Annotated in this window: 24 protein-coding genes; 13 read left to right on the top strand and 11 right to left on the bottom strand. The window is 61.7% G+C overall.

What is annotated here, in order from left to right; all coding sequences use genetic code 11:
* Positions 1–110 precede the first annotated feature (110 nt).
* The 3 genes from NH195_RS06210 to NH195_RS06200 are packed head-to-tail and all read left to right on the top strand — an operon-like array spanning position 111 to position 2,652.
* Positions 111–866 carry an SDR family oxidoreductase gene (locus tag NH195_RS06210; protein ID WP_066704640.1) on the top strand — a complete coding sequence of 252 codons (756 nt, stop codon included), beginning with the start codon at positions 111–113 and terminating at the stop codon, positions 864–866.
* Positions 863–1,477, top strand: coding sequence for an enoyl-CoA hydratase/isomerase family protein (locus NH195_RS06205; RefSeq protein WP_066704638.1), 615 nt, complete (start codon positions 863–865; stop codon positions 1,475–1,477). Before NH195_RS06210 ends, NH195_RS06205 begins: the two co-directional genes overlap by 4 nt.
* Complete coding sequence (locus tag NH195_RS06200) at positions 1,474–2,652, top strand: TIGR03862 family flavoprotein (protein ID WP_066704636.1); 1,179 nt, start codon at positions 1,474–1,476, stop codon at positions 2,650–2,652. Before NH195_RS06205 ends, NH195_RS06200 begins: the two co-directional genes overlap by 4 nt.
* Here NH195_RS06200 and NH195_RS06195 read toward each other — a convergent pair.
* The 6 genes from NH195_RS06195 to NH195_RS06170 all read right to left on the bottom strand — a co-directional run bounded on the left by NH195_RS06195 (position 2,636) and on the right by NH195_RS06170 (position 9,896).
* A complete protein-coding gene (locus NH195_RS06195) occupies positions 2,636–3,634 on the bottom strand; it encodes an LLM class flavin-dependent oxidoreductase (RefSeq protein ID WP_202906485.1) in 999 nt (332 codons plus the stop codon). The genes NH195_RS06200 and NH195_RS06195 overlap by 17 nt on opposite strands.
* Positions 3,635–3,694: 60 nt before the next feature.
* Entirely contained in the window at positions 3,695–4,720 is a 1,026-nt protein-coding gene (gene holA / locus NH195_RS06190) for a DNA polymerase III subunit delta (protein ID WP_066704634.1), read from the bottom strand.
* The gene (gene lptE / locus NH195_RS06185) at positions 4,717–5,208 is read right to left on the bottom strand and encodes an LPS assembly lipoprotein LptE (RefSeq protein ID WP_066704632.1); all 492 of its coding nucleotides are present in this window, start codon (positions 5,206–5,208) and stop codon (positions 4,717–4,719) included. The genes holA and lptE overlap by 4 nt, the downstream gene beginning before the upstream one ends.
* Positions 5,195–7,855: a leucine--tRNA ligase gene (gene leuS / locus NH195_RS06180; RefSeq protein ID WP_066704626.1), complete on the bottom strand. Its 2,661-nt coding sequence runs from the start codon at positions 7,853–7,855 to the stop codon at positions 5,195–5,197. Before leuS ends, lptE begins: the two co-directional genes overlap by 14 nt.
* 99 nt (positions 7,856–7,954) lie before the next feature.
* Entirely contained in the window at positions 7,955–8,524 is a 570-nt protein-coding gene (locus NH195_RS20760) for a DUF3576 domain-containing protein (protein ID WP_238379705.1), read from the bottom strand.
* A gap of 145 nt (positions 8,525–8,669) precedes the next feature.
* Positions 8,670–9,896: a porin gene (locus NH195_RS06170; RefSeq protein WP_081423801.1), complete on the bottom strand. Its 1,227-nt coding sequence runs from the start codon at positions 9,894–9,896 to the stop codon at positions 8,670–8,672.
* 184 nt (positions 9,897–10,080) lie between these two features.
* Between NH195_RS06170 and NH195_RS06165 the strand changes: the two genes are divergently transcribed.
* Positions 10,081–10,734, top strand: coding sequence for a YggS family pyridoxal phosphate-dependent enzyme (locus NH195_RS06165; RefSeq protein WP_066704623.1), 654 nt, complete (start codon positions 10,081–10,083; stop codon positions 10,732–10,734).
* A gap of 65 nt (positions 10,735–10,799) precedes the next feature.
* Here the strand turns inward: NH195_RS06165 and NH195_RS06160 are convergent, their stop codons facing one another.
* Both NH195_RS06160 and ribA read right to left on the bottom strand, forming a co-directional pair.
* Positions 10,800–11,291: a L,D-transpeptidase family protein gene (locus NH195_RS06160; RefSeq protein ID WP_066704774.1), complete on the bottom strand. Its 492-nt coding sequence runs from the start codon at positions 11,289–11,291 to the stop codon at positions 10,800–10,802.
* A gap of 11 nt (positions 11,292–11,302) precedes the next feature.
* Positions 11,303–12,391 carry a GTP cyclohydrolase II gene (gene ribA, locus NH195_RS06155; RefSeq protein ID WP_066704621.1) on the bottom strand — a complete coding sequence of 363 codons (1,089 nt, stop codon included), beginning with the start codon at positions 12,389–12,391 and terminating at the stop codon, positions 11,303–11,305.
* 169 nt (positions 12,392–12,560) lie between these two features.
* Here ribA and NH195_RS06150 point away from each other — a divergent pair, with 169 nt between their 5' ends.
* The 5 genes from NH195_RS06150 to NH195_RS06130 all read left to right on the top strand — a co-directional run bounded on the left by NH195_RS06150 (position 12,561) and on the right by NH195_RS06130 (position 16,058).
* Positions 12,561–13,247 carry a response regulator transcription factor gene (locus NH195_RS06150; RefSeq protein ID WP_066704619.1) on the top strand — a complete coding sequence of 229 codons (687 nt, stop codon included), beginning with the start codon at positions 12,561–12,563 and terminating at the stop codon, positions 13,245–13,247.
* A gap of 218 nt (positions 13,248–13,465) precedes the next feature.
* The gene (locus tag NH195_RS06145; RefSeq protein ID WP_066704618.1) at positions 13,466–14,254 is read left to right on the top strand and encodes an exodeoxyribonuclease III; all 789 of its coding nucleotides are present in this window, start codon (positions 13,466–13,468) and stop codon (positions 14,252–14,254) included.
* A gap of 54 nt (positions 14,255–14,308) precedes the next feature.
* Positions 14,309–15,211, top strand: a complete 903-nt coding sequence (locus tag NH195_RS06140) for a thioredoxin family protein (protein ID WP_066704616.1) — start codon at positions 14,309–14,311, stop codon at positions 15,209–15,211.
* A gap of 26 nt (positions 15,212–15,237) precedes the next feature.
* Entirely contained in the window at positions 15,238–15,873 is a 636-nt protein-coding gene (locus tag NH195_RS06135) for an LON peptidase substrate-binding domain-containing protein (RefSeq protein WP_066704612.1), read from the top strand.
* Positions 15,873–16,058 carry a Trm112 family protein gene (locus tag NH195_RS06130; protein WP_066704610.1) on the top strand — a complete coding sequence of 62 codons (186 nt, stop codon included), beginning with the start codon at positions 15,873–15,875 and terminating at the stop codon, positions 16,056–16,058. The genes NH195_RS06135 and NH195_RS06130 overlap by 1 nt, the downstream gene beginning before the upstream one ends.
* A 36-nt stretch (positions 16,059–16,094) precedes the next feature.
* Here NH195_RS06130 and NH195_RS06125 read toward each other — a convergent pair whose 3' ends face one another.
* Positions 16,095–17,330: an FAD-dependent monooxygenase gene (locus NH195_RS06125; protein WP_066704609.1), complete on the bottom strand. Its 1,236-nt coding sequence runs from the start codon at positions 17,328–17,330 to the stop codon at positions 16,095–16,097.
* 94 nt (positions 17,331–17,424) lie between these two features.
* On the opposite strand from NH195_RS06125, the gene NH195_RS06120 reads away from it, so the two are divergent.
* The 4 genes from NH195_RS06120 (at position 17,425) to NH195_RS06105 (ending at position 23,820) form a co-directional block, all read left to right on the top strand.
* The gene (locus NH195_RS06120; RefSeq protein WP_066704607.1) at positions 17,425–18,753 is read left to right on the top strand and encodes an amidase; all 1,329 of its coding nucleotides are present in this window, start codon (positions 17,425–17,427) and stop codon (positions 18,751–18,753) included.
* Between the two features lie 143 nt (positions 18,754–18,896).
* Entirely contained in the window at positions 18,897–20,078 is a 1,182-nt protein-coding gene (locus NH195_RS06115) for an aminotransferase class I/II-fold pyridoxal phosphate-dependent enzyme (protein ID WP_066704605.1), read from the top strand.
* Between the two features lie 15 nt (positions 20,079–20,093).
* Positions 20,094–23,111: a DNA translocase FtsK gene (locus NH195_RS06110; RefSeq protein ID WP_066704603.1), complete on the top strand. Its 3,018-nt coding sequence runs from the start codon at positions 20,094–20,096 to the stop codon at positions 23,109–23,111.
* A 73-nt stretch (positions 23,112–23,184) separates the two neighbouring features.
* Positions 23,185–23,820, top strand: a complete 636-nt coding sequence (locus tag NH195_RS06105) for a LolA family protein (protein ID WP_066704601.1) — start codon at positions 23,185–23,187, stop codon at positions 23,818–23,820.
* A gap of 6 nt (positions 23,821–23,826) precedes the next feature.
* Here NH195_RS06105 and NH195_RS06100 read toward each other — a convergent pair whose 3' ends face one another.
* Positions 23,827–24,411 carry a transglycosylase SLT domain-containing protein gene (locus NH195_RS06100; RefSeq protein WP_066704600.1) on the bottom strand — a complete coding sequence of 195 codons (585 nt, stop codon included), beginning with the start codon at positions 24,409–24,411 and terminating at the stop codon, positions 23,827–23,829.
* Positions 24,412–24,503: 92 nt separating this feature from the next.
* Positions 24,504–25,385, bottom strand: coding sequence for an AEC family transporter (locus NH195_RS06095; protein ID WP_066704597.1), 882 nt, complete (start codon positions 25,383–25,385; stop codon positions 24,504–24,506).
* Positions 25,386–25,464: the final 79 nt, after the last annotated feature.

Raw genomic sequence — 25,464 nt, 5'->3', positions numbered from 1 at the left:
AATCTCCTGAAACAGTCGCGCACACATTTTCGTGCTTTGGCCGGAGGGTCAAGACTGGAACCCGGTGAGTTCACAGCATAAGCTCCCCCTGAAACGAGGGAGGTCGGATTATGTCGCAACTGATGGGGAAAACCGCTTTGATTACCGGGGCAAGCCGGGGGATCGGCGAGGCGACCGCACGGCTTTTCGCGGCAGAGGGTGCCAAGGTGGCCCTGATCGCACGCAGCGCCACGGAAATTGCGCGGATCGCGGGCGAAATCGGTCCGCAAGCTCTGGCCGTGCCTTGCGATATTTCCTCCTATGCCGAGCTTGATCAGGCGGTGACAAAGGTCGAGGATCATCTCGGCCCGATTGACATTCTGGTCAACAACGCCGGTGTGATCGACCCGATCGGCGCACTGTCCACCGTGGATCCGGACGATTGGTCGCGCCTCATCGACATCAATATCAAAGGTGTGTTCTATGCCATGCGCCGGATCGTGCCGGAGATGGTCGCACGCGGTGGCGGCACCGTTCTGACTGTCTCTTCCGGCGCAGCGCATCGCCCGGTCGAGGGGTGGAGCGCCTATTGCAGTTCGAAAGCCGGGGCGGCAATGCTGACTGCCATGCTCGATCTCGAAGAGCGCAGCCATGGCATTCGCGCCATGGGTCTTTCGCCTGGCACGGTCGCGACCCAGATGCAGCGGGAGATCAAGGCTTCGGGCATCAACGCCGTGAGCCAGCTCGACTGGTCCGATCACGTCCCGCCGGACTGGCCTGCCCGTGCGCTTCTGTGGCTGTGCGGAGAGGGTGCCGATGCCCATCTGGGCGAGGAATTGCAACTGCGGGACGAAAGTTTCCGCCGCCAACTTGGATTGATCGCATGATAGACCTGACCCGTGACGGCGCGTTTTGGACCGTGACCCTGAACCGGCCCGAAAAGGCCAATTCCCTGACCTCTGCCATGTTGTCCGATCTGATCGCGATTGCACAGGAGGCGCGAAGCGCGGCGAAGGTGTTCGTCCTCACGGGGGCGGGTAAGGTGTTTTCCGCAGGCGCCGATCTCGACGAGGCGCGCGCAGGGCTTGCCACGTCTCCCTTGTGGGAGGACCTGTCCGGGGCGATTGCCGAGTTGCCCTGTCTCACCATCGCGGCGTTGAACGGCACGCTGGCGGGCGGGGCCTTCGGGATGGCTCTGGCCTGCGATCTGCGGCTGTCCGATCCGGGGGCGAAGTTCTTTTACCCGGTGATGAAGCTCGGCTTCCTGCCGCAGCCGTCGGACCCGAAACGTATGGCAACGCTGATCGGACCGGCGCGGGCCAAGATGATCCTGATGGCGGGGCAGAAGATTGCCGCCGATGAGGCCCTGTCTTGGGGGCTGGTGGACCGTCTGGTGCCCGCCGCCGAGCAGGGGGTCGCCATCGCAGAACTGGCCGAAGCCCCGCTGGCCGCCTCCTCCGATCATATCGCCGGGATCAAGGCGCTGATCCACCCGTGAGCAGGACCGCCGAACCGATCGACGCTCTGGTCGTTGGCGCTGGACCTGCGGGGCTGATGGCGGCGGAGGTGATCTCTGCCGCCGGGCATTCCGTCATGGTGGCGGAGGCCAAACCCTCGCCCGCGCGCAAATTCCTGATGGCGGGCAAATCGGGTCTGAATCTGACCAAGAACGAACCGATGGAACGTTTTCTCAAGGCCTATGAGCCACTGCATCCGACAGTGAGCGCGGCTTTGCAGGCCTTCGGTCCACAAGAGGCGATGGCTTGGGCCGAAGGGCTGGGTCAGGAGATGTTCACGGGGTCTTCGGGGCGGGTGTTCCCGAAAGTCATGAAAGCTTCTCCGTTGCTGCGCGCTTGGCTCGCACGACTGGAGACGCAGGGCGTCACTCTGCGGCGGAACTGGCGCATGGTGGGGCTGGGCGAGAGCGTTGCATTCGAGACGCCGGGCGGGCCGGTCAATATGCAGGCAAAAACCGTCATTCTGGCCCTCGGTGGTGCCAGTTGGGCCAGATTGGGGTCGAATGGCGACTGGGTCGAGATGCTTGCCCCCTATGTGGAGAGCGCCCCCTTCGCCCCCTCCAATGTCGGTCTCCTGATGGATTGGACGCCCCATATGGCGGCGCATTTCGGCAGGCCTGTGAAAGGCGTGAAGCTCACCGCGGGAACCTATGAGAGCCGTGGCGAATTCGTGATTTCGGCACGGGGTCTTGAGGGCGGCGGGATTTACGCAGTGACCCGCGGGCTGCGGGAGGGGGCGATACTGCACCTCGATCTCCTGCCCGATTGGGAGCCGGAGAAGTTGAAACAGGCTCTAATCCAGCGGAAATCGAAAGAAACTCTGACAAAATTCCTGAAACGTGCGCTCCGTCTGGCGCCGGAAAAGACCGCTCTGGTGATGGAATTCGCGGGGCCGCGCCCCGATGATCTTTTGCGGTCCTTGAAGGCTCTCGAGATCAAAGGCGCAGGGCTGCGCCCGATGGACGAGGCCATTTCGACCGCCGGTGGCGCGCGGTTCGAAAGTCTGACGAACAGGCTCGAAGCCCGGAGAAAGCCGGGTTTATTCCTCGCCGGAGAGATGCTCGACTGGGATGCGCCAACAGGCGGTTATCTTCTGACCGCCTGTCTCGCGACCGGGCGCCTCGCCGGAGAGGGTGCGCTTACACGCCTGTCATGACCTCGGAAGCGATCTCGAAGGATCGGAGCCGTTTGTCGTGGTCATGGATATTGGCGGCGAAGATCACTTCCTCCGGCCGATAGCGGTCGATCAGCGCGCCGATCTTGTCTTTGACCATTTCCTTCGTGCCGGTGGCGGAAACCGCAAAAATCGCATCGAGCGAGGGCAGGAACCGGGCGGGCACGACGGAGGCAATATCCTCTACCGGGCGCGGCAGTTTGCCGGGTCTGCCCATGCGCAGATTGGCGAAGGTCTGCATCATGGACGAGCGCAGATAGACCGCTTCCTCGACGGTTTCTGCGGCAAACACATTGGTGGCGAGCATAAAATAGGGCTTGTCGAGATATTCGGAGGGGCGGAAGAGATCGCGATAGATCTTGACCGCCTGATCCAGTGCGGCAGGTGCGAAATGCGAGGCAAACGCATAGGGCAGGCCCAGAAGTGCCGCCAGTTCCGCACCATAGGTCGAGGAGCCCAGCATCCAGACCGGCACATGGGTGCCCGTGCCGGGAAAGGCGCGCACGGGGGCGTCCTCGGGCATGTCGCCGAAATAGGCCATGAGTTCCTGCACGTCCTGCGGGAAGGTTTCGCCATTGGCGTGGCCGGGCGTGAGATTGCGCCTGAGCGCGCGGGCTGTCGGCATATCTGTCCCTGGTGCGCGCCCGACGCCGAGGTCGATCCGATCTCCGTAAAGCTCGCGCAGGGTGCCGAAGGCTTCGGCCACCTGCAAAGGCGCGTGGTTCGGCAACATGATCCCGCCCGCACCGATCCGCATCCGTGTCGTATGCGCCCCGATATGCCCGATCACCACGGCGGTCGCTGCCGAAGCGATCCCCGGCATGTTGTGATGCTCGGCCAGCCAGTAGCGGTTATACCCCCAGTCCTCGGCATGTTGCGCCAGATCGACGGAGTTCTTCAGCGCCTGTGCGGTGGAAACGCCTTCGGGGACGGGGGAAAGATCGAGAAGGGAATACGGGATCATGTGCGGCTCCTTTTGTTCCAATCTGGGATGTTTTTGCCGCCGTTCAAACTGCGTTTGCGCTCAGCGCCGTTGCGCCAACATGGCAAGCCGAATGAGCGCCCGCTCCATCACCGCCATGGTTGGAGCGCGCGAGGCCGAACGCAGGGTCAGGTCCGTGTCGGTCAGAATGCCGAGTGCGGTTTCGAGTTTGTACATGCCCCAGTTCGATGCCTGCCGGGTCATCCGGTCGCGCCGCGGCCCGAAGATCGGCGGACGGGCTGCGGCGATACCGGCGGAGGCCCCATTCGGATGCGAGGCGGCGGCATGGAGACTGCGGAAATGCCGCATAGTAAAGATCGACAGCGCCACCGGGTCGATCCCCTGGCCCGCGATCTTGACCATCAGCGGGCCAAGCTCGTTCGCCCGCCCTTCGGCCACCACGTTCAGCACATCGTCCACCTCGGCCTCGGTGGTGGCGGGGGCGCAGTTCTGGACGTCCTCGCTGCTGACCGGGCTTTGGTCGCCGATCTTGTAGAGCGCGAGCTTGTCGAGTGTCTGGCGAAAATCGCCGGGATCGAGCGTGCGGGCGAGGGCTTCGATGTCGGTCATCGCCTCACGCGTAATATTGCCAACCCCGGCCTTGCCGAGCGTCGTCTCGATCTCCGCACGCGAAGGCGGATCGGCATAGATCGCGATGGCGTAGGCGCTTGGGTGGCCTTCGAACAGCTTGCGCAGTTTCGAGGTGGCCTTGAGCTGACCGGCGGTGACGACGATCTGTGCATCGCCTTCGCGCCAGTCGAACAGTGCGTCCTTCACCGTGTCGCTCACCTGATCGGTGGCGTCTTCGACAAAGGCAACGCGGGGACCGGGAAAGAACCCCTGTTCCTTGATGGCATCGAGCAGAAGAGTCTTGTCCTTGCGCAGCTCTCCGCCCGCGATCCGGGTCAGTCGCATTTCTTCTTCGCCCTGTTTGCCGATCAGCCCCTCGATCACCTCCTGACGCCGGAGCGCGATGCGCATGGCGTCGGGACCGTAAAGCAGGACCCCGGCCTTGCCCGGATCGGGTTTGGCGAAATAGGACAGGGCGTCTCGGGCGGCGAGTTTCATTCGGCGGGAGTGGGCGTTGCAAGGGTGATGATCTGACTGACCATCTGATCGGCGAGGAGCACCATGAGCCGGGCATAGGCGTCGCGCGACGCGGTCAGCGTGTCGACCGACGAGCCGGTGGCGGAATAGCTGGTGAAGCTGGACACGTAGCGCGCAATGAGGGGCTGGCCGGTTGCGATGTTGAGAAGCGTATAGTTGACCTGCCCCTCAACATGATACCGCAGAATTTCCTGATCACGGGTGATGCCAACCTGCGACTCGGAGGTCGAGATCTTATAGGTGAGCCGGTAAAGCGGCGTCTCAGAGGGGCCGAATTGCTCGGTCAGTCGTTTGTTCAGGTTGTAGCTTTCGCGATCCCACGGCGCGTCGATATCGACCTTGCCACGGAGCAGAGCCCCGGCGCCTCCCGGCCCGTAAGCCGGGGAAAAGCCGCAGCCCGTGAGGGCTGCGAGCGAGATCAGGAAGGTTCTGCGATCAAATGACGACATTGACGATGCGGCCCGGTACGACGATGAGTTTCTTCGGCGACCCGCCATCGAGCGCCTTTTTCACAGCATCGTTTTCCAGCACCAGCTTTTCAACCTCTTCCTTCGGCATATCCTTGGGAACCGAGATTTCGTCGCGGCGTTTGCCGTTGATCTGGATCGGCAGCGTCACCGTATCCTCGACCAGCATCGCCTCGTCCGGCACTGGCCAAGCGGCCTTTGCAATCAGGCCCTCTCCGCCGAGCATGGACCACATGTCTTCCGCAAGGTGCGGCGTCATGGGGGACATGAGCTGAGCCATGGTCTTGAGCGCAAAGCGTTTCGCCTCGCGACCGGCCTGAGACTTGGAGATTGTGTTGGTGAAGCCATAGAGCTTGGCGATCGAGGCGTTGAAACCAAAGCTTTCGATGCCCTGAGTGACCTCGAACATCGCCTTGTGCGTGGCGCGCAAAAGCTCCTCGTCGCCCGTGCCTTGCTCCGGCGTGGCATCGAGTTCGGCGGCCAGGCGCCAGACGCGTCCTAGGTGTTTGCTGGCGGCTTCGGCGCCCGAGGCGGTCCATTCCACGTCGCGCTCCGGCGGAGAATCGGAGAGCACGAACCAGCGCGCGGTGTCGGCGCCGAATTGTTTGATGATCTCGACCGGGTCCACCACATTGTTTTTGGATTTTGACATCTTGGCGGAGGGAATTATTTCAACCCGTTTATCAAGCGGGAGCCCGACATGTCTCATGTGCATCTGCGCAGCGTCATTTGTATCAACGAGGGGATTATTTTCCAAAGCGGAGACTTCGGATTTTAGGAGCGCAAATTGCTTCCCTTCCAAGGAGTAAGTTTCGACCTCTTCTGGATAGTGATAAACGGGGCGCCCCTCTTCGCTAATGGTTCTGTAGATCGCGTGAGTCACCATGCCCTGCGTGAAGAGCGCATCGAACGGTTCGCGCGCGCTGTCCGGCAGGTGGCCGGTTTCATTCATCGCACGGGCGAAGAAACGGGAATAGAGAAGGTGCAGAATCGCGTGTTCGATGCCGCCGATATATTGGTCGACGTTCATCCAATACTCGGCGTCTTCTTTCACGGTCGGGGTCGTGGCATGCGGTGCGGTGAAACGCGCGTAGTACCAAGAGCTGTCGACAAAGGTGTCCATCGTGTCGGTCTCGCGGAGCGCCGCGCCGCCGCATTTCGGACAGGTCGTGTTGCGCCAGGACGGGTGACGGTCGAGCGGGTTGCCGGGGATCGAGAAATCAATCGCTTTGCCATCCTCATCGAAGGGCAGCTCGATCGGCAGGTTCTCTTTCTTTTCCGGCACCACGCCGCAGCTTTCGCAGTGCACCACCGGGATCGGACAGCCCCAATAGCGCTGACGGGACAGACCCCAATCGCGCAGGCGGAATTTGGTCACGCCATGGCCGACACCGTTCGCTTCGCAGAAATCGACGGCACTGTTCACACCCTCGTCGCCAGTCTGAACCTCTTCACCGGCAAAGCCGCGAATGTATTTCACGCTTTCGGATTTCGTCGGAACAAAGGCTTCGGCCTCGTTCAACTCGCCCTCAACCGGTGCAAACACATAGTTGATCGGAAGGCCATATTTCGTCGCGAAATCAAAGTCGCGCTGGTCATGCGCCGGGCAGCCGAAAATCGCGCCGGTGCCATAATCCATCAGGATGAAGTTGGCAATATAGACCGGCAGCTCCCACGACGTGTCGAACGGATGGCGCACGGTCAGACCGGTGTTGAGGCCCAGTTTTTCGGCCTTCTCAATCGCTTCTTCCGTGGTGCCACCTTTGCGGCATTCCTCACAGAAGGCAGCGATTTCCGGGTTCTCGGCGGCCAGTTCCTTGGCCAGCGGATGATCGGCGGAGATGCCCACGAAAGACGCGCCCATCAGCGTGTCGGGGCGGGTGGTGTAGACCTCGATCCGGTCGTGATGCGCGGGGGCGTCTACGATGGAGAAAGCAAACTGAAGGCCGCGCGATTTGCCGATCCAGTTCTTCTGCATCGTTTTGACCTTGTCCGGCCAGTTGTCCAGATGGTCGATGGCTTGCAGAAGATCTTCGGAATAGTCGGAGATTTTAAAGAACCACTGGGTGAGTTCCTTGCGCTCGACCGGCGCGCCGGAGCGCCAGCCGCAGCCGTCGATCACCTGTTCGTTGGCCAGAACCGTCATATCGACCGGGTCCCAGTTCACGGTGGCGTTCTTGCGATAGACCAGACCTTTTTCCAGCATGTCGAGGAACATCGACTGCTGTTGTCCGTAATATTCCGGGTCGCAGGTGGCAAACATCCGGGTCCAGTCGATCGAGAGGCCCAGCGGCTTCATCTGATCGACCATCGTGTCGATGTTGTTGTAGGTCCAGGTCTTTGGGTGCCCGCCAGAGGCCATCGCGGCGTTTTCCGCCGGCATGCCAAAGGCGTCAAATCCCATCGGGTGCAACACGTTGAAGCCGGTTGAGGATTTGTAGCGCGCCACCACATCGCCCATCGTGTAGTTGCGCACGTGACCGATATGGATGCGGCCCGACGGATAGGGGAACATCTCAAGCACGTAATACTTCGGCTTGCTTTCGTCGCGCTTGGCGAGGAACACATCCGCCTCATTCCAGGCAGACTGCCATTTCGGTTCGATCTCGCTGGGCGCGTAGCGGCTCATGTTCACATCCTTCGTCTCAGACAAACGCCGGGCAGATAGGCCCGGCGTGGTCATAAATCCTTGGCTCTCCGGGGTCCAGAGGGCTTGTTTATCCCGGCGTCACTTGCCGGTGCGCAACTGGCGTGCGCGGGTGAGGATTGCGTCCTCGACGGCCTGAATGGTGTCCTGGCTGACAGCCCCGCCCTTGGTATAGAGCGACACGTTCAACGTCCGGGCATCCAGCGCCGGGTCCGTCACGTGGATCACCGCGCGATAGGCGCGTCCGCCACCCGGCGGCGTGCCGTAGCCGGTGATGATCACGCCGGTAAAAGGATCGGCCTCCTGCACAGGCAGGAAGGAGAGCACGTCGAGCGCTGCGTTCCAGATGTATTTGTTGACCTGAACACTATCGGAGACCGACCCGCGTCCGCCGCCGAAAATCGTGCGCCGTTTCGGGCTCTCGATCACGATGGTCTCGCCGTTCGGGATCTCGACGACCTGACCGGTGGATTTCGTGTCGACGGTCTGCGTGGCGCCGTCCGTGGTGACCACGGTCTCTTTCTTGCCGCCGGAAAACGGCAGGGAGCCGAAACTGTCGCCGACAGAACCGACGGAATCGAATGCGCCACAGCCCGAAAGCGTCAGCATCGCGGCCACTGAGGCGGCCAGTACATGGGTTGGGCGAAACATCAGGCGCTCCCTCTCAAGACATCGCGGCAACCGTATCGCCCGCCGCGCCAAGGGACAAGGCCCCAAGTGCAGGGAAGTGGGAGGGAAAAGAAAAGGGCCGCCCCGAAGGACGGCCCAATCTTTTGTTCTTCTGAACTTCCAGGAATTAGAAGGAGAAGGACAGGGACACGGTGGCGCCGGAGTACAGCTCGTAGCCGCCGATGCCGGTGTCGATGTCGTCGGTGGATTCAGCAGCAACCGAGTTCGCATCTGCGTAGGAAGCGAGGAAGGATGCGCCGCCGCCGAGGTCGTATTCAGCAACGATGTAGGTTGCATAATCGTCGTCGCCGTCGAGGGCGCCAAGGGTGCCATCGTCGTCACCGTCGATGTAACCGGCGGTCACAACCAGGCCCATGCCGAAGTCGTATTGACCTTCAATGGCGTATTCTTGAGCGCCAACGAAGTCCTCTTCGAAGTAAGCAGCCACGGTGAGCGGGCCGTCGGAGTAATCGACGGAAACACCGTAAGCTTCTTCAGAGCCGTAGAACGGCATGTCATAGGAGGCGTAGTAAGCGCCGAGGGTCACCGGGCCAACCGGGTAAGCAACTTCAAGGCCATAGCCGGTTTCACCTGCGAAATCCATCACGGAGGCGGTGAAGTCCGCGCCACCGAAGGAAGCGCCGAGGCTCAGAACGGTCATGTCGTCGATGCCATCAACGATGGTGTCATCGTAAGGGAGGCCATAGAAAATCACGTTTTCAGCGTAGAACAGGCCAGCAGTGAACATGCCGAAATCGGCAGCCAAGGCGATTTGGCCGGTTTCATCAGTGTCGCCGTCCACAGACACAACGGATGCAGCAGCGGAGTAGTTGCCATATTCCGCAGTCAGCAGGAGGCCGCCATCAACGCTGGGAACGCCCAGGGCAGGGAGCGTGCCGTTGTCGACTTGTTCGTCGATGAAGTCTTGAAGATCAGCGGCTTCGTCCATCGGAGCGAAGAAATCGTTGTCGTACAGAGCGGACACGCCTTTGAAGGACGCGTAAGCGGTGTCGACGTCGCCGAAGGACAGGCCGAACATGTCGTTGGAGATGGACACGACCCAGTCAGAGGAGTCCACATCGCCAAGCTTGAAGGTGGAGCCTTGCGAGCTGTCTTCGAGGTCGATGTCGAGCGAGGCGGACGCAGTCCAGCCGTTGTTGAGCTCTTGCGACATGTTGATGTAGAGGCCGGCATCCCAGTAGAAGCCGTCTTCGTAGTCGTCGTTGTAGCCGATTTCTGCGTCACCGGACCAGGTCACTTCAGCGGAAGCGGCGCCAGCAAGCAGGGCGATCGCTGCGGAAGAAAGAAGGATATTTTTCATTTTTTCCCTCGTGGAATTTTGAATATCAGGCATGCCGGCTTACCCGACACATGGCCAGAGAAATGCGCTGAACCGTGCTTTGGGTCAAGAAAACGAGAGGCGGTGGGCATAGCTCTCTGAAAAATGATGCAACTTAGCCACACACCTGTTGCATGAGCTACGCTCCGCGGCATAAGAAATCCAAGGAATGTGGGTTGTATCGTCCAAGGAGGCAGATATGGGGCTTGCCGAGATCAAGTATCGGGTCGAAACCGAGGCAAAACGTGTCGGGCGTGCGCCGGAAAGCGTCACTTTGATTGCCGTTTCCAAGGTTCAGCCCAATGAACGCGTCGAGGCGGTGCTTGAAGAAGGCCAGCGGGTTTTCGGGGAAAACAAGGTGCAGGAGGCCGCCGGAAAGTGGCCCGCATTCAAGGACCGCTTCGAGGGCGTCGAGCTGCATCTCATCGGACCGTTGCAGACCAACAAGGCGCGGCAGGCGATGGAATTGTTCGATGTGATTCACACGGTGGATCGTCTGAAACTCGCGAAAACCATTGCCCGCCTCGCCGAAGAACTGGGCCATTGCCCGCGTCTTTTCATTCAGGTGAACACCGGTGAGGAGCCGCAAAAGGCGGGGGTTTTACCCGCCGAGGCGGACGCCTTTATACAAGAGTGTCGCGATCTAGGGCTGTCGATCGAGGGGCTGATGTGTATTCCGCCCGCCGAAGAAGAGCCGTCGCTGCATTTTGCGCTTTTGAAAAAAATCGCGGACCGGAATCAGATTGCAGACCTGTCCATGGGCATGTCCGGCGATTTCGAAACCGCGATTGCACAGGGCGCGACTCACGTTCGGGTCGGGTCCGCGATCTTTGGCGAGCGGGATTATTCCTGACGATTTTCAGTGTCGGCAAAACGTCGGACTTTTGTCGGACTTCCGTCGGACCCTGAACGCTTAGATTAGCGAATGACCAATCTTGTCGCGGGCGTGATGCGTTCGGCGATCCAGCGCAGATGATCTGCGCGGAAGGCCACGCAGCCCTCTGTCGGGTGGCGCGGTTTGCGCCAGCGGTGGACAAAGATGGCGGAGCCTTTTCCCGGCGTGGCATTCGGCCAGTTCCAATCGGTGATGATGACCAGATCATAGAGACGATCCGCGCGGCGCATTTTTTCGTGGCTGGGTTTGAACGGCGCGCGCACGAGATGGTTGTAGGCGGGATGATCGCCTGCATCGCACCAGAGATCGCCGACGCGAATCTTGTCGCCGTTCAGCGCGGGAATGCGGTCGGCTCTATAATAGAGTGCGGGAAGGGCGTGACTGCCACGCGGGCTTGCGCCGTCGCCTTCGCGTTTGGTGTCCGAGATGCCGCCCTTGCCGATGGAGCAGGGAAAGCGGCGACCCATGAAGCGGGCGCCCCAGCGCGTGACGACGATGTCGGTGGCTTTGAACATCGGGCCGTTGCTCACAGCAAATGCCCCGATTTGTGCGCCTTGGTGGCGAGGTACGCTTCGTTGAAGCGATTCTCACCGACCTTGAGCGGCACGCGTTCGGTGACGGTGATGCCCTGATCTTCCATCCGGGCGATTTTTTTCGGGTTGTTGGTCAGGAGCCGCACGGCAGAGAACCCCATCTCTTTGAGAATCGCCGCCCCGATGCGGAAATCGCGCTCGTCGTCCTCGAAGCCGAGGCGGTGATTGGCCTCGACCGTGTCGAATCCCTGATCCTGCAAGGAATAGGCGCGCATCTTGTTGGCATGGCCGATGCCGCGGCCTTCCTGGTTGAGATAGAGCAGAATGCCTTCGCCCTCTTCGCCCATCTGGTTGAGCGCGGCGTGAAGCTGCGGGCCGCAATCGCATTTCAGCGAGCCGAAGATGTCGCCGGTGAAACAGGCGGAATGCAGACGGGCCAACACAGGTTTGCTGCGATCCGGGCGACCGACCTCGACGACGTAATGCTCTTCGCCGCCGTCCTCGGGGCGGAACACATGGACGCGGGATTTCTCGGAGGCGATCAAAGGCACGCGGGCGTGAATCATATCGTGCAGCGGCGCGAGATCGGCCATCAGCGGCAGAGCGGCCTCGACCGGCAGGACGGTCAGCCCGTTGGTGGCGGCAATTTCAAACCCGTTTTTCACATCGACCATGACGGCGGAGGGCAGAAGGCGGGCGGATTTCGCCAGCGCAATCGCGGCGCGGGCGCAGATCGCATTGCCGCCGCGCAGAGAGCGGAACGGGCCTTTCATCGGATGGGTGAGATCGTCGGCGGGATCGGCCACCGCGTTGATCCAGTCGACATCGGCGTCGGCGGGCAGGATCAGGCGGGCGAGATCGGAATCATAGGCGCGGGCGGAGAGCGTTTCGGCGCGCCGGGCGGTGATGGCGAGATAGGCCTCGCCAAGGCCGCGCAGATCGCCCAGACGCTCGGTCGAAAGGTCTTCGGCGGCGACGGCGAGCGCATGACCTGCCTCGGAGCGGAGCACCACCGGCACCCCCATGCGCATGTCCGCGCGGGCGCGGGCGATGATCTCGGAGAGGGTCGGGGCAAGGCTCATGGCGGCGGTCCGTTGTCGTGTCAGGGCTCTGATGTAGCGATCTTTGTCATAAAGTGAAACATTTCGCGGTGATTTGACACGCTTGCGTGAGAGCTTTGTTGCAAATCTTGTTCTTTACCGCCGTCACGCTCAGATCACGGACAAGGCACAACAAAAGGAGGTCACGGTGATGGCCACTCTCAAGAAAATCCTGCTCGTCGACGACGATGACGATCTGCGTGAGGCATTGAGCGAGCAATTGGTGATGACCGAAGATTTCGACGTGTTCGAAGCCGATTGCGGCGCTGCGGGCATGGAGAAGTCGAAGGAAGGACATTACGATCTGATCATCCTCGACGTCGGCCTGCCCGACACGGATGGGCGCGAACTTTGCAAAAGACTGCGGAAATCCGGTGTGAAATGTCCGATTTTGATGCTCACGGGGCATGATACGGATGCGGACACCATTCTGGGTCTCGACAGCGGCGCGAACGATTACGTGACCAAACCGTTCAAATTCCCGGTGCTTCTGGCCCGCATTCGCGCGCAACTCCGCACCCATGAGCAATCGGAGGCGGCTGTTTTCCAGCTTGGACCGTATACGTTCAAACCGGCGCAGAAAATGTTGGTTACGGAGGACGACAAGAAAATCCGTCTGACTGAGAAAGAGACCAATATCCTCAAGTTCCTCTATCGCTCGACCGAAGGCGTGGTGCCGCGCGATGTGCTTTTGCATGAGGTCTGGGGCTACAACGCCGGTGTGACGACCCACACGCTTGAGACCCATATCTATCGGCTGCGGCAGAAGATCGAGCCCGACCCCTCGAATGCGCGCATTCTTGTGACCGAAGCGGGCGGGTATCGTCTGGCATCCTGAGATTTGACGCGAGGCGGGAACCTTTTGTACCCGCCCCGTGTTCATCCCCTGAAGACCCCTCGCACATCGGGGGAATGATGTGCAGTCCCTCGTCCCTCGACTTACGCCCGGCCTTTGTGCCGGGCATTTTTTTGAGAGACGGGTTTGCACGGCTTTCGGGTGGTCACGGCTCGGACGGACGGGTAGGGTTCGGCGTAAATCTGATCCGAGGACCCACCATGCCCTTTACCCTTGCCACCTGGAACATCAACTCCGTGCGTCTGCGCGAACCGATCGTTTGCAAGCTGCTCGAAGAGGAGGCGCCCGATGTGCTCTGTCTTCAGGAGTGCAAATCGCCGGTGGAGAAAATCCCGATGGAGCGGTTTCGGGCGCTGGGCTACACCCACATGGTGGCGCGGGGGCAGAAGGGCTACAACGGCGTTGCGATCCTCTCTAAAATCCCGATGGTCGAGGCCGGTGCCGAGGATTACGCCTCTCTCGGCCATGCGCGTCACATCGCGGGCAAGCTCGAGAACGGTGTGACGATCCACAATTTCTATGTGCCTGCGGGCGGCGATGTCCCGGATCGCGAGGTGAATGAGAAATTCGGGCAGAAGCTCGATTACCTGACCGAGATGCGCGATGCGTTTCATGCCGGGAAACCGGAGAAATCCATCCTTGTCGGCGATCTCAACATTGCCCCGCGCGAGGACGACGTTTGGAATCACAAGCAGTTGTTGAAAATCGTCTCGCACACGCCGATTGAGGTCGAACATCTGGCGCAGACGCAGGATGCGGGTGGTTGGGTCGATGTCACGCGGCAGGATATTCCCGAAGGCCTGCTCTATTCGTGGTGGTCTTACCGGGCGAAAGACTGGAGTGCGGCGGACAAGGGGCGGCGGCTCGATCACGTCTGGGCCACGCCGGACATCTCGAATGCGGCGCATGGCAGCCGGGTTCTGCGTGCGGCGCGGGGCTGGGAACAACCGTCGGATCACGCGCCGGTCTTTGCTTCCTTCGACCTTTAAAACTCATGCCCAAAGGCGCATATATGCGTCAAACAGATATAGGGAGAACCGACGATGGATCTCGGAAAAACCAACGGTGCCGCGCACGGCGCATATGTGAAAGATGTTACCGAGGCCGATTTCATGGCCGAGGTGATTGATGCCTCTCAGGAAACCCCTGTGATCGTCGATTTCTGGGCACCCTGGTGCGGCCCCTGCCGCCAGCTTGGCCCGGCTCTCGAAGCCGAGGTCGGGGCCGCCGGTGGCAAGGTCAAGATGGCCAAGGTCAACGTCGACGAAAACCAGATGATCGCGGGGCAGATGCGCGTCCAGTCGATCCCGACCGTCTATGCCTTTTACAAAGGGCAGCCGGTGGACGGGTTCCAAGGCGCGCTGCCGCCGTCGCAGGTCAAGGAATTCGTGACCAAGATCGCTGCGCTGAGCGTGGACGAAAGCCTCGCCGATGCGGTTGCCGCTGCCGACGAAATGTTCGAAGCCGGTGAGATCGACGACGCGGCGCAGACCTATGCCGCGATCCTTGAGGAAGACGACAAACTGGCCGGGGCCTATGCCGGTCTTGCCAAATGTCATCTCGCGAAAGGCGAACTGGATCAGGCCGAAGCCGTGCTGAACGGCGCGCCTGCCGAGGTCTCGCATGACGCAGCGCTTGAGGCGGTGCATGCCCAGATCGCTCTGGCGCGCGAGGCGGAAAACGCCGGACCCGTGGCGGAACTGGCCGCCAAGGTCGAGGCCGACCCGACCGACATGCAGGCGCGGTTTGACCTTGCCGTGGCGCAACATGCCGCAGGGCAGGTCGAAGAGGCCGTCGCAACGCTTTTGGCGGCGTTCAAACAGGATCGTGAGTGGAACGGTGGCGCGATCAAGGAACAGCTGTTCAAAATTTTCGACAGCCTCAAGCCCAGCGATCCGATCGTTCTGAACGGACGTCGGAAATTGTCGTCGATGCTGTTTGCCTGATCGCGTTTGCGTTCTAACTTTAGACCATGTTGAGCGCAGCCGATCTTCCCGAGACGATCCCCGTCTTTCCACTGCCCGGGGCACTTTTGTTGCCCCGGTCTCGTCTGCCGCTGCATATTTTCGAGCCGCGCTATTTGCAGATGATCGAAGATTGCATGAAAACGCCCGCGCGTCTGATCGGCATGATCCAGCCGCGCAGCGGGGCGGGGGCCGGAAAGCTCAACACCATCGGCTGTGCCGGGCGTCTGACGGCGTTTTCCGAGACCGAGGACGGGCGCTACATGATCACGCTCACCGGCGTGTCGCGGTTCCGGCTTCTGGCGGAGACCACCGGGTTCTGCCCCTATCGCAAATTCACCGTGGACTGGTCCGATTTCGGGGCCGATCTCGGCGCGCCGGAACACGATCCGGAGCTGATGCGCAAACCCTTCATGGACCTGCTGAAACGCTATTTCTGCGAAGAGGAATTGCGCACCGATTGGGAAAGCCTCGGGCAGGCCGAAGACGAATTGCTGATCAACTCGCTTTCCATGCTCTGCCCGTTCAGCCCCGAGGACAAACAGGCGCTTTTGGAAGCGCCCTCCCTTTCCACCCGCCGCGAAACGCTTATAACGCTGATGGAATTCGCGCTGCATGGCGGCTCTGACGAGGATATGATGTGATGGATGCCCAACCGACTTTCGACCGCCGGATGATCGAGGCGCTGGTCTGCCCGCAAACCCATGGCGTTTTGAGCTATGATGCGGAGAAACAGGAACTGATCTCGAAAACCGCAGGCCTTGCCTATCCGATCCGCAACGGCATTCCGATCATGCTGGTGTCAGAGGCGCGCAAACTCGAAGACTGAGCGCCCGTTTCCTTTGCTGCCGAAATACTCAAGCGCTCAAAGTGCCACACCGCGCAGCAATTTGGGGATGTCGCCATTGACCCCCGCCGCCTCGCGGATTGCGGCGCGTTTCAGCCCGCCCATCGCGTTCACCGCGCCCATGCCGATGTCCCGCGCCACGCGCAGGAAGGGATTGTCGTTGGAAAACAGCTTGTTGAAGCTGTCGGTCATGAGCGCCATCGTCGCCACGTCGAACCGCCGCCATTGCGCGTAACGCGCCAAAACGTCTTCGCGCCCGATGTCTTCGCCGCGCCGATGCGCCTCGACCAAGACTTCGGTCAATGCGCCGACATCCTTGAGCCCGGCGTTCAGACCCTGACCCGAGATCGGGTGCATGCCATGCGCCGCATCGCCGACAAGGGCGATGCGCGGGGCGGTAAAGGCATTCGCCAAGGTGATGTTCAAAGGATAGGTAAAGCGTTTCCCGGCCAGTGAAATCTCGCCCAGAAAATCCCCGAAACGCGGCCGCAGAACGGCAAGGTAGTCCTCGTCAGAGAGCGCCTGAATCTCGGCGGCGAGCTTGTCTTTTTCGGTCCAGACGATGGAGCTTTGATTGCCTGGCAGTGGCAGGATCGCCAGCGGGCCGGAGGGCAGGAAATACTGATGCGCAGCGCCATGATGCGGCAACTCGTGCGAGATCGCGCAGACGAGCGCGGTCTGGCCATAGCCCCAGCCGGTGCGTTTGATCCCGGCGCGCAGAGCGGTGCCGGATTGGCGCCCGTCGCAGCCGACGATCAGTTTGCCGGAGATGTCGGTGCCATCGCTCAGCGTGACTGTCGCGCCATGGAGCGTGACGTCTTGCGCGATGACTTCGCCTTCGATCTGGGTGATTTTCGGCTGGGCGTCGAGCGCTTCGAGAAAGGCCTGACGGATATAGCGGTCCTCGACCATGTAGCCCATCGGGCTTTCGTCGATCTCGCCATCGCGAAATTCGAGCATGAAAGGCGCGGGACCCTCGCCGGGTTTGCCGTCGGTGACTTTCACATCGAGGATCGGCTGGGCATGCGCCGCCACCTTGCCCCAGATGCCGATGGCTTTCATCAGCTTGTACGAGCCGAGCGACAGCGCATAACCGCGCCCGTCGAACGTGTCGCCGATGCGCAGGGCTTTCGGCAGACTGTCGATGAGCGTCACGGTCAGACCCGCGTTCGCGGAGGCCAGCGCCAGAGCCGGGCCGTTCAGGCCGCCACCGACAATGATGAGATCGCTTTTGGGCATGGTGTTCTGGGTCATGAGAGCCTCCTTGTCGCAAATATGACGCGCGAGACGGGATTGTCCATGCGCTCCTGCGCCGCTACTTTGCGACGGCAACAGGAAAGGGCGGACGATGGTCGAGTATACAGAGATGAGCATGAGCGATCTGGGGCGGGCCATCGGCACGGGCGATGTCGATCCGCGCGATCTGACGGCGGCGTTTCTGGATATGGCCAAGGCGCATCCTTTTGCGGATCGGATTTATGCGCGGATGATGGAAGACCGCGCCATGGCGGAGGCGGAGGCGGCCTATGGGCGTGCCCGCGACGGGGTGCGGCGCGGGCTTTTGGACGGGGTTCCGGTGTCGTGGAAGGACCTGTTCGACACGGCGGGCGTGGCGACGGAGGCGGGATCGGCGTTGCTCAAGGACCGTGTGCCATTGAGGGACGCCGAAGTGCTCCGGCGTGCGTCGAACGCGGGGCTCGTGGCGCTGGGCAAGACGCATATGTCGGAATTGGCGTTCTCCGGGCTGGGGCTTAATCCGGTGACGGCCACGACGCCCTGCGTCAACGATCATGCCGCCGTCTCGGGCGGGTCTTCCTCGGGTGCGGCGGGGTCTGTAGCCTTTGGCCTCGCGCCGGGTGCGATCGGGTCGGACACCGGCGGGTCGGTGCGCATCCCGTCGGCGTGGAACGATCTTGTCGGGCTGAAAACCACCGCGGGGCGTATTCCGCTGGACGGTGTTGTGCCTCTGGCGGCGGCGTTTGACACCATCGGACCTCTGGTCAAGACGGCGGAGGATGCCGCAGAAGTGTTTGCCATTCTCGACGGGTCGCCTGCGCCGGATATGAAAGGCGCGACGCTCAAGGGCAAGCGTTTGCTCGTGCTTGAAAACGTGGTCTTCGACGACATTCGCGACGCGCCTCTGGATGCGTTTGAGGTGTCGGTGCAGAAATTCCGGGAGGCCGGGGCGGAGGTGACGCGCGCGGAGGTGTCTGCGGTCACCGAGGCGATGGATCTCTCCGGCATTCTTTTTACCACCGAGGCCTATGCCGAATGGCGCACCTATATCGAGGCCAATCCCGATGTGATGTACCCGCGCATTCTCGAACGGTTCCGCTCGGGCGGGGCGTTTAATGGCGCGGATTTCGTCGCCGGGTGGAAGAAACTCGCGCATCTGCGGGGGGCGTATCTCAAGGCCACGGCGGGCTATGATGCGGTTATCCTGCCGACCGCGCCGATCCTGCCGCCCGATGCCGAACGGCTGATGACGGATGCTGAATATTACGTCACCGAAAACCTTCTGGCGCTGCGCAATACGCGGGTCGGCAACCTGATGGGGCTGACCGCGCTGACACTTCCGACGGGGGTTCCGTCCTGTGGCGTGATCCTGCAAACGCCGCCGATGAGCGAAGCGCGGTTGTTGCGCTTGGGCAAGGCGGCGGAGACCGCGCTGACCTGAGTGTTCTGGCCTAAAAGCCACAACCTGTGCGCGAGGGCCACAGACGCCCCCGTCTTTTTCTGGACCAATCGGCCCGGCCCGGTTATCTTGACCCCAAACACCCGGGCGAAAAGATCCGGAGACACAGAGGCAGTAGCAGTTTCATGATGTTCCCTGAGCGGTTTTCCAACCTGCCGGAATACGCCTTTCCGCGTTTGCGGAGCCTTCTCGACGTGCATGCGCCGGGGGGCGAGGTCATGCATATGACCATCGGCGAGCCGCGCCATGCCATGCCGCCCTTTGTGGGGGAGGTTCTGGCGGAGAATATCGCGGGCTTTGCGAAATATCCGAACAACAATGGCACGGATGAGTTGCTGGATGCGATTGCCGGGTGGCTCAAGCGCCGTTTCGGTGTGACGGTCGATCCCGTCACCGACATCATGGCGCTCAACGGCACGCGCGAGGGGCTGATGAACGCCTGTATCGCGCTCTGCCCGGAGACCAAGAATGGCAAACAGCCGGTCGTGCTCACACCCAATCCGTTTTATCAGGTCTATGCCGTCGCCGCGACGACCATCGGGGCCGAACCGGTGTTCGTACCTGCGACGCGCGAGACCGGATTTTTGCCGGATTACGCAGGGCTTCCGAGCGAGGTTCTGGACCGCACGGCGATTGCCTATATCTGTAGCCCGTCGAATCCGCAGGGTGCGATTGCCTCGCGCGATTATTTGCGCGATTTGATTTTCTTGGCGGAAAAACACGATTTCAAGGTGTTTTCTGACGAGTGCTATTCCGAGATTTACCGTGACGAAGTGCCCGTCAGTGCGTTGGAAGTGGCGCGCGAGATGGGGGCGGACCCCGAACGTGTGGTGATTTTCCATTCGCTGTCGAAACGCTCGAACCTTCCTGGATTGCGCTCTGGCTTTGTGGCGTCGGGGCCGGAAAACATGCTCCGCATTCGTCGGCTGCGCTCTTATGCAGGCGCGCCTTTGCCCGGCCCGATCCAGGCGGTCTCCGCCCGCGTCTGGGCCGACGAGGAGCACGTCATCGCCTCGCGCAAGCTCTACGTCGAAAAGTTCGACATGGCCGACGAGGTGTTTTCGGGCATTCAAGGCGCGGAGGCGCCGCAGGCGGGGTTTTTCCTCTGGCTGCCGGTGACGGACGGCGAAGAGGCGGCGATGAAGCTCTGGACGGAAACCGGCATCCGGGTTTTGCCCGGTGCCTATCTGTCGCGCGAGGTGAACGGGGAGAACCCCGGCAAGCATTACATCCGGGTCGCCTTGGTGGCCCCAAAAGAAGAGACACAGCGCGGGCTGATCCAGCTCCGCGACTGTTTGTACGGTTAAGGTTAAGAGGCAGGCATGGCATCCTATCAGGCACGTGGTCGCGATCCGCTGTTCGACAAAAACACCCAGATCTTGCTGGAACGCCGGGGGCAGGAGCTGATCGGGCTCGGCCTTTTGCTGGTCGGTCTGATCTTTGCGCTGCTGCTGGGAAGCTATACGCCGGAGGACCCGAGCTGGCTGTCGGCGACGGAAGCGCCTGTGAACAATATTCTCGGGCGTTTCGGGGCCTCGATTGCCTCGCCTCTGATGATCATCGTCGGTGTGGCCTCCTGGGGTTTTGCGCTCGGGTTTGCGGCCTGGGGGCTGCGGTATATTTTCCATCGTGGCTCGGAGCGGGCCCTGTCGCGGGCGGTCTTCGTGCCGATCGCCATTGCGGTGGCGGCGGTCTATGCCTCGACTCACGCTTCCAGCGCACCGCAGAGCTTTGGCGGGCTGTTCGGCGATACGGTTCTGGCGGCGCTGATCCAGATCGTGCCTTTCGGTGCGGCACTCAGCCTTAAGGTTCTGGCCTTTTTGTCGTTCTTTGCGGCTCTGGCTCTGGCGCTTTTCGCCTTCGGTTTCACGCGCTCGGAGATGGTCGACATCGGTCGCTATCTGCTTTGGGGACTGGTATCGCTTTATGCGCTGATGCTGCACCTGATGGGGCGCAGCGCGCGCGGTTCGGTGCATCTCGGCCAGCGCATGGCGGAGAAGGCGGCGGCGCGTCGCGAGGCGCGTCGGGAAGAGCAGCGTCAGATTGCCGAGGAACAGGCGGCCTTTGACGCCCAGATGCAGACGCAACAGGCCGCGCACCACGGGTCGCGGGTGATCCGTGCCGATGTGCGCGAGGCGCATATTTCCGCATCGGTTGCGGCGCCGGTCGCGGCACCGATGCCCGCGCCGGAGGTGGAGGCCAAGCCGTCGCTCTTTGCCAAGATGCCGACGCTTTTGAAACGCAATGCGGTGGAAGACCCGGAGCCCGAGCTGATCGAGCGGGATCTGGCCCCCGATGTGGAAATGCTGCCGGGGCAGGACGACCGCATCCGTTCGAAGATCGCCAATGTGATCAACTCGCGGGCGCGTGCCGGATCGCGGGCGATTGTGCCGGGCGCGACCCGTGTAGAGCCGCCGATGAGTGCGGCGCAAAAGGCCGTGGCGAAATACAAGAAGGGCCCGCGCCCGATGATCCTCGACACCACGCCTGCGGTTGCGACACCGATGGTCGAGATCGCGGCGCCGCAGCCGCATGAGGCGTCTTATGACGGCTATGAGGCCGACGGGTACGAGGCGGATTATGTGCCGCTCGAAGCCTATGAAGGGGCCTATGAGGACGGTTATGACGATGGTTACGATGCGGGTTATGAACCGGTGGAAACGCCGGAATATATCGCGCCCCAGCCCGCCCGGTTCGAACATGCGCAACCCGCAGCCCCCGAGGCGAAACGCGTGGTGCAGCACCCGGTGCGCAAACCTGTCGTGCCGTCGAAACAGGCCCAGGCAGAGGCGCAGCCCAGCCTGAAATTCGACCCGAAAGAGGCCGAATACGAGGTGCCGCCGCTGTCTCTGCTGGAAAACCCGGTCAATATCGTGCGGCATACGCTGTCCGACGAGGCGCTCGAAGAGAATGCCCGGATGTTGGAGAATGTGCTCGACGATTACGGTGTGAAGGGCGAGATCGTGTCGGTGCGGCCGGGGCCGGTCGTGACCATGTACGAGCTCGAACCCGCGCCGGGTCTCAAGGCCAGCCGGGTGATCGGTCTGGCGGACGATATTGCGCGTTCGATGTCGGCGCTGTCCGCGCGTGTCTCGACCGTGCCGGGACGCTCGGTGATCGGGATCGAATTGCCGAACGAACATCGCGAAATGGTGTCCTTCCGCGAGATCCTGTCGGGGCGCGATTATGGCGATGGCAAGCATTCGCTGCCGCTGGCGCTTGGCAAGGATATCGGCGGCGATGCGGTTGTGGCGAACCTTGCGAAGATGCCGCACCTGCTGATTGCCGGGACCACCGGGTCCGGGAAATCCGTGGCGATCAACACCATGATCCTGTCGCTCCTCTACAAGCTGACTCCCGCAGAATGCCGGATGATCATGATCGACCCGAAGATGCTCGAACTCAGCGTCTACGATGGCATTCCGCATCTTCTGAGCCCGGTTGTGACCGACCCGAAAAAGGCCGTTGTGGCGCTCAAATGGGTCGTCGCCGAGATGGAAGACCGTTATCGCAAAATGTCCAAGATGGGCGTGCGCAACATCGACGGCTACAACGGTCGCGTCAAAGAGGCGCTGGCGAAAGGCGAGCTGTTCTCCCGCACGGTGCAGACCGGGTTTGACGAGGAGACCGGCGATCCGATTTTCGAGACCGAGGAATTCCAGCCCGAAGCGCTGCCCTTCATCGTCGTTGTCGTTGACGAGATGGCCGATCTGATGATGGTGGCGGGCAAGGAGATCGAGGCCTGTATCCAGCGTCTGGCACAGATGGCGCGGGCCTCGGGGATTCACCTGATCATGGCGACGCAGCGTCCGTCCGTGGACGTCATCACCGGCACGATCAAGGCGAACTTCCCGACCCGGATTTCGTTTCAGGTGACCTCGAAAATCGACAGCCGCACCATTCTGGGCGAGCAAGGCGCCGAACAGCTCTTGGGCATGGGCGACATGCTCTACATGGGCGGCGGTGGCCGGATCACCCGTTGTCACGCGCCGTTCGTGTCGGATGAGGAGGTCGAAAAGATCGTTTCCTATCTCAAGGCCTACGGTCCGCCGGATTACGTCGGCGGTGTGGTCGAAGGGCCGGATGACGAGAAATCCGCCGATATCGACGCGGTTCTGGGCCTTGGCACCGGCGGCAATACCTCGGGCGAGGATGCGCTTTACGATCAGGCGGTGGCCATCGTGATCAAGGATCGCAAATGCTCGACCTCCTACATCCAGCGCAAACTGGCGATCGGCTATAACAAGGCCGCGCGTCTGGTGGAGCAGATGGAGGACGAGGGTGTGGTGTCGCCTGCGAACCATGTCGGCAAGCGCGAGATTCTGGTGCCGGAGCAGTAAGCTCACGCGGAGTTCCGCGACCTGTGAAGTCAGGAGAGGTGGAAGTCGCGTCGGGAGCGGCTATATCTCAGGCATGAAACAGATTCTCAGTGCCCCTGTGCGGGCCTCCCTCAAGGCCCTCGCGCCTGCCCTTGTCGCCCTCTCCTTCGCCGGTCCTGCGGCGGCGGAGAAACTGCCGCTCTCGACGATTTCGAGCTACCTCAACGGTCTCGGAACGGTCGAGGCGGAATTCACCCAGATCAATGACGACGGCTCGCGGTCGCAAGGTGCCGTGACGATCAAACGCCCGGGGCGGATGCGGCTCGATTATGGCGGGGGAGACGATGCGCTTGTGCTGGTGTCGGGCGGTCAGGTCGCGGTGTTCGATCCCGGCTCCAACGAGCCGCCGCAGCGGTTTCCGCTGTCGCAGACGCCGCTGTCCCTGATGCTGGCGCGCAATGTCGACCTGAGCAAAGCCAAGATGGTTGTGTCGCACACCGAACAGAATGGCGATACGGTTGTGCGGGCGCAGGACCCGGATCACCCGGAATACGGCTCCATCGACATGATTTTCAGTGCGACCCCGGTGCTTAAGGCCTGGGTGATCCATGACGAAACCGGCGGGTCGACCACGGTTCAGCTCACCAGGATGAAACTGGGCGGTTCGGTGTCGGACGGGGAATTCAACATCCGCACGGAAGCCAAGCGGCGCGGCACGCCGCTCGACTGATCCGGTTCAGATCTTGCCGCAGGCGGTGAGCTGCTGGCGGTAGACCTCGGCGCGGTCGGCGACGGAACCGGCGACCCGCACGAGCCAGGCTTTGGAATTGTAGCTGCCGCGGGCGTATCCGCTGCGGCCCTCGTGATAGGCGAGATATTGGTTGCGGGCGTCGTATTTCGAAATGCCGAGGCGTTCGGAAGTTTCTGCCATGTACCAGCCCATGAAATCGGTGGCGTCCTCGATCCGGGTGCGTTTGGCGCCCCTGCGGTTCTGCTCCACGCGATACTCGTCCCAGGTGGCATCGAGCGCCTGAGCATAGCCGAAGGCCGAACTTTGCCGCCCCATCGGGATCACGTTGAGCACGAACTGGTGCGGCGTGCGGGCATCGCCGTCGAATTTGCTTTCCTGATAGAACGTCGCCATCTGGACATACACCGGGATGCCCCATTTGCGTTCGGATTTCTTCATCGCGCGCAAATAGGTCGGGCGCTGGTCCAGAATGGAACATGCGTTGTCGAGATTTCTGGGCGCACTGTTGTAACCGCCGCCGCAGGCGGACAGCAGGAAAAGGACCGCAAGTGCGCGAAGACGTCTGCTCATAACTGCCTCTCGCTTTATCTTTCCAAGGAGCATAGCGGATTTGGGCTGGCTGTGAAATGGCATTCCTGTGAACGGGGGCGTTTCGGAAACGCTCAGATCAGGAGCGCCAGAAGGATCGGCAGGTAGATCACCGACAGCAGAGTCGAGGAGACGACGAGGGCGGCGACCGCATCCGAATCCGCGCCGTATTTTTCCGCGAGCATGTAGGAGGTGACGGCGACCGGGGTAGCGATCTGGACGACGAGCACGGCGAAGGGCACCGGATCGAGGTTGAACCAGAGCCCGGCGAGGGCGGCTATGCCGGCGCAGAGCACGACCTTGCCGACGGCCATGACGGCGGCGCGCCCGAGCCCGTGCGGATGCAGCCGTGCGACGGCGACGCCCAAGGTGATGAGCATCAGCGGGATGGCGATCTGGCCCAGAAGCGACAGCGTGTTCATCGCAAAGGTCGGGAGCGTCCAGCCCTGCCAGAGGAACAGCGCGCCAAGCGCCGTGGCCCAGACCAGCGGTTCCTTGAACGCCTTGCCGAGAGAGCCGCCGCCTGCGGTGACATAGACCCCGAAGGTGAAGGACCAGAGTGCCATGGCGGCGAAGACGACGACGGCATAGCTCAGCCCGGCCTCGCCAAAGGCGAAGAGCGCGAGCGGCAGGCCGAGGTTGCCGGTGTTGCCGAAGATCAGTGGTGCGAGGTAGGTGCGGCTGTCGAGCCCCATCAGTTTGACCACGAGCCAGACGGCGATTGTGACCCCGCCATAGGCGACGATCGAGGCCAGCGAGAGGGCGGAGAGCGCGGCGGGTTCGATGTCGGCCTTGACCAGCGCGGTGAAGATCAGCGCGGGGACGGAAAGCGTCATGGTAAGTTTGGTGACGAACTCCAGCCGGTATTCGTGGCCGGTCTTGACCCAGGTGAACCCGATCAGCGCCAGCAGGAACACCGGCGCCACGATTTCGAGCACTGTCAAAACAAGGTTCACAGACTGTTTCCCATTTCCCGGGCTGCCCCCCGTGGACAGAGACCGTTTTAAAGGTCTACTAACCAAGTATGAGGGTTGC

This window comes from Celeribacter ethanolicus, from assembly GCF_001550095.1.
GTDB classification, from domain to species: domain Bacteria; phylum Pseudomonadota; class Alphaproteobacteria; order Rhodobacterales; family Rhodobacteraceae; genus Celeribacter; species Celeribacter ethanolicus.
Note: the sequence above shows the minus strand (reverse complement) of the source record. Positions and strands in the feature narration are given on the sequence as shown.

What these genes read in the sequence shown, in the direction of transcription:
- NH195_RS06210 (WP_066704640.1), top strand. Translation starts at nt 111, where the DNA reads ATGTCGCAACTGATGGGGAAAACCGCTTTGATTACCGGGGCAAGCCGG.
- NH195_RS06205 (WP_066704638.1), top strand. Translation starts at nt 863, where the DNA reads ATGATAGACCTGACCCGTGACGGCGCGTTTTGGACCGTGACCCTGAAC.
- NH195_RS06195 (WP_202906485.1), bottom strand. Translation starts at nt 3,634, where the DNA reads ATGATCCCGTATTCCCTTCTCGATCTTTCCCCCGTCCCCGAAGGCGTT.
- holA (WP_066704634.1), bottom strand. Translation starts at nt 4,720, where the DNA reads ATGAAACTCGCCGCCCGAGACGCCCTGTCCTATTTCGCCAAACCCGAT.
- lptE (WP_066704632.1), bottom strand. Translation starts at nt 5,208, where the DNA reads ATGTCGTCATTTGATCGCAGAACCTTCCTGATCTCGCTCGCAGCCCTC.
- leuS (WP_066704626.1), bottom strand. Translation starts at nt 7,855, where the DNA reads ATGAGCCGCTACGCGCCCAGCGAGATCGAACCGAAATGGCAGTCTGCC.
- NH195_RS20760 (WP_238379705.1), bottom strand. Translation starts at nt 8,524, where the DNA reads ATGTTTCGCCCAACCCATGTACTGGCCGCCTCAGTGGCCGCGATGCTG.
- NH195_RS06170 (WP_081423801.1), bottom strand. Translation starts at nt 9,896, where the DNA reads ATGCCTGATATTCAAAATTCCACGAGGGAAAAAATGAAAAATATCCTT.
- NH195_RS06165 (WP_066704623.1), top strand. Translation starts at nt 10,081, where the DNA reads ATGGGGCTTGCCGAGATCAAGTATCGGGTCGAAACCGAGGCAAAACGT.
- NH195_RS06160 (WP_066704774.1), bottom strand. Translation starts at nt 11,291, where the DNA reads ATGTTCAAAGCCACCGACATCGTCGTCACGCGCTGGGGCGCCCGCTTC.
- ribA (WP_066704621.1), bottom strand. Translation starts at nt 12,391, where the DNA reads ATGAGCCTTGCCCCGACCCTCTCCGAGATCATCGCCCGCGCCCGCGCG.
- NH195_RS06150 (WP_066704619.1), top strand. Translation starts at nt 12,561, where the DNA reads ATGGCCACTCTCAAGAAAATCCTGCTCGTCGACGACGATGACGATCTG.
- NH195_RS06145 (WP_066704618.1), top strand. Translation starts at nt 13,466, where the DNA reads ATGCCCTTTACCCTTGCCACCTGGAACATCAACTCCGTGCGTCTGCGC.
- NH195_RS06140 (WP_066704616.1), top strand. Translation starts at nt 14,309, where the DNA reads ATGGATCTCGGAAAAACCAACGGTGCCGCGCACGGCGCATATGTGAAA.
- NH195_RS06135 (WP_066704612.1), top strand. Translation starts at nt 15,238, where the DNA reads ATGTTGAGCGCAGCCGATCTTCCCGAGACGATCCCCGTCTTTCCACTG.
- NH195_RS06130 (WP_066704610.1), top strand. Translation starts at nt 15,873, where the DNA reads ATGGATGCCCAACCGACTTTCGACCGCCGGATGATCGAGGCGCTGGTC.
- NH195_RS06125 (WP_066704609.1), bottom strand. Translation starts at nt 17,330, where the DNA reads ATGACCCAGAACACCATGCCCAAAAGCGATCTCATCATTGTCGGTGGC.
- NH195_RS06120 (WP_066704607.1), top strand. Translation starts at nt 17,425, where the DNA reads ATGGTCGAGTATACAGAGATGAGCATGAGCGATCTGGGGCGGGCCATC.
- NH195_RS06115 (WP_066704605.1), top strand. Translation starts at nt 18,897, where the DNA reads ATGATGTTCCCTGAGCGGTTTTCCAACCTGCCGGAATACGCCTTTCCG.
- NH195_RS06110 (WP_066704603.1), top strand. Translation starts at nt 20,094, where the DNA reads ATGGCATCCTATCAGGCACGTGGTCGCGATCCGCTGTTCGACAAAAAC.
- NH195_RS06105 (WP_066704601.1), top strand. Translation starts at nt 23,185, where the DNA reads ATGAAACAGATTCTCAGTGCCCCTGTGCGGGCCTCCCTCAAGGCCCTC.
- NH195_RS06100 (WP_066704600.1), bottom strand. Translation starts at nt 24,411, where the DNA reads ATGAGCAGACGTCTTCGCGCACTTGCGGTCCTTTTCCTGCTGTCCGCC.